Below are 2,444 nucleotides of genomic sequence, written 5' to 3'. Positions count from 1 at the left end.
GATAAGCGATGGGCACCCATTTGTAGTTCGGCAGCAGCGGCGCGTCGGGACGAAACAGCTTGCCGACCGTGGTCGCATGGTGGATGCCGGTGTAAAAGTCGGTGTAGTCGCCGATGCGGCAAGGCAGGTGCAGGGTCACCGCATCCTGGGCGTGCAAAAAGCCCGACCACTCGCGCTGCTTCGCGCTGCCTTCAGTCAGGCCTTGCGAGATCGCGGCCCGCAGCGCGCTCATCTCCTGCGGGCTTGTCGCCATCAGCGCATTCATGTCGCTGACATGGACCAGCCCGGCCGCGCGCAAATCCAGCACCTGGTCGCCGATGGCGATACCGATGCGGCGCTCGCCCTGCGGCGTCAGGCTGTACGTGCCGAAAGGCAGGTTCTGGATGGGGAAGTCGGCGCCGGCCTTATTGGCGGAGGCTACCCAGCTGCGCAGCTGGGAGTCGTGGGTGGCATTCAGCGAATTCATCATGGTCGGCTTTGCAAAAATGGGTGGCAGGCATCAAGCCTTGAATTGGTCCTTGAGCCCGGCCCAGCAGCCGGCATAGGCGGTATCGAGCGAACCGCCGTCCATCGCATAGGCCGTGGGGATAAAGCGGTAGCGGCTTTCAAACATGAAGGCCAGGGTGTTGTCGAGTTTGTGCGGCTGGAGCTCGGCCGTGCTGGCTTTTTCAAACGCCTCGGTGTCCGGGCCGTGCGGCACCATGCAGTTGTGCAGCGAGGCGCCGCCCGGCTTGAAGCCTTCGGGCTTGGCGTCGTACTGGCCGTACACCAGTCCCATGAACTCGCTCATGAGGTTGCGGTGGTACCAGGGCGGACGGAAGGTGTTCTCGGCCACCATCCAGCGCGGCGGGAAGATCACGAAATCGCAGTTGGCCGTGCCCGGTGTGTCCGAGGGCGAGGTCAGCACGGTGAAGATGGACGGGTCCGGATGGTCGTAGCTGATGGAGCCTATGGTCATGAAGTGCGCCGTGTCGTATTTGCAGGGCACCAGGTTGCCGTGCCAGGCCACCACATTGAAGGGGCTGCGCGGCTGCTGCGCCGACCACAAACGGCCGCCGTACTTCTTGATGATCTCGTAAGGCTTTCCAGCTTCATCGGCGGCATCGAAGGCCGCCACGGGCGCCAGGAAATCGCGCGAATTGGCCAGGCCGTTGGAGCCTATGGGGCCGAGCTCGGGCAGGCGGAAATGCGCGCCGTAGTTCTCGCAAACATAGCCGCGCGAAGCGCCGTCGGGCAAGGCCACGCTAAAGGCCATGCCGCGCGGGAGCACGGCAATTTCACCGGGCTTAACGTCCATGATGCCGAGTTCGGTCGTCAGCACCAGCCGGCCTTGCTGCGGCACCAGCAGCATTTCGCCGTCGGCGTTGACCAATGCGCGCCGCGCCATCGACCGGTTGGCGACGTACATGTGCGCGGCAATGCCGGTCTGCGCATCGGCGTCGCCGTTGGCCGCCACGGTGCGCAGGCCGTCAACAAAATCCAGCGGCTGCGCGGGAATCGCGAAGGGGCTCCAGCGCAAAGGGTCGGGCGGCACGGCCACACCGCCCGCGGCGCCCGTGGTCCACTGCGGCTGCACATAAGCCTGGTAACCGCCCGCCACCACCGAAGGCTGGCGGCGGTAGAGCCAGGTGCGGCGGTTGTCGGCGCGCGGCGCGGTAAAGGCCGTGCCCGAGACCAGCTCGGTGTACAGATCGTGCGGCGCACGCTGCGGGCTGTTGCGCCCTTCAGGCAAGGCGCCGGCGACGGCCTCGCTGGCGAATTCATTGCCGAAGCCGGACTGGTAACGCAAGGTGGTCATCGTGTTCATTGAAGTCTCTCCAAAGTTCCCATGTCATTCTTCGCCGGTGTCTTCCACCGCGCCGCCGTCGGCCCTGGCCTTGGCGATCAGCCGGTCGAAAAAGCCGCTGAGCTGCTCGCGCTCGGCCGCGCTGAGCACGCCAAAGATGTCCTGGTTGCGCTGGCCCACCACCTGCATGGCGCGCTGCCAGGCGGCCTTGCCCTTGGGTGTCATGGTCAGCACCACACCGCGCCCATCGGTCGGGCTGGCGGCCTTGACCACCAGGCCCTGCTCGACCAGCGACTGGGCGGCGCGGCTGGCCTGGCCCTTGTTGAGGTTGGCTTTTTGCGCGAGGTCGTTGACCGAGAGCGGCGCGAAGGTGCCGACCGCCGTGAGGCAGCGGCCGTCGCTCATCGACAGCCCGGCCCCGGCCACATAGGCACGCTGGCTTTCCAGGTCGGTCAGCTTGTGCAGCAGGTGCAGGCGGTAGGTCAGGGTTCTGTCGAGCTTGATCATGTCGGTCTTCACCTTGGTGGCAGGGACTCCATTTTCAGTCCACTCAGTCCAGTTTGATGCCGCTGGCGCGTATGACCTGCGCCCATTTTTCGCGGTCGGCTTTGGCATAACCGGCCATCTGCGCCGGCGTGCTGGGCGTGGGTTCCAGGCC

The 2,444-nt window shown here is 65.6% G+C and carries 2 protein-coding genes and 1 pseudogene; all 3 read right to left on the bottom strand.

Going from position 1 to position 2,444, the window contains the following annotated elements; all coding sequences use genetic code 11:
• Positions 1-469: pseudogene (locus AC1D0P_RS24675) on the bottom strand (fumarylacetoacetase); the annotation flags it as partial.
• A 30-nt stretch (positions 470-499) separates the two neighbouring features.
• On the bottom strand, positions 500-1,807 hold the full coding sequence (gene hmgA / locus AC1D0P_RS24670; RefSeq protein WP_477679142.1) for a homogentisate 1,2-dioxygenase: 1,308 nt from the start codon (positions 1,805-1,807) through the stop codon (positions 500-502).
• A 24-nt stretch (positions 1,808-1,831) separates the two neighbouring features.
• Positions 1,832-2,293, bottom strand: coding sequence for a MarR family winged helix-turn-helix transcriptional regulator (locus AC1D0P_RS24665; RefSeq protein WP_477679143.1), 462 nt, complete (start codon positions 2,291-2,293; stop codon positions 1,832-1,834).
• Positions 2,294-2,444 lie beyond the last annotated feature (151 nt).

The organism is Polaromonas sp. P1_G2 (genome assembly GCF_056405515.1).
The sequence above is the reverse complement of the archived record's forward strand: the minus strand, read 5'-3'. Positions and strand labels throughout refer to the sequence as shown.

Coding starts and splice junctions, on each gene's coding strand:
- AC1D0P_RS24665 (WP_477679143.1), bottom strand. CDS start 2,293: ATGATCAAGCTCGACAGAACCCTGACCTACCGCCTGCACCTGCTGCAC.
- hmgA (WP_477679142.1), bottom strand. CDS start 1,807: ATGAACACGATGACCACCTTGCGTTACCAGTCCGGCTTCGGCAATGAA.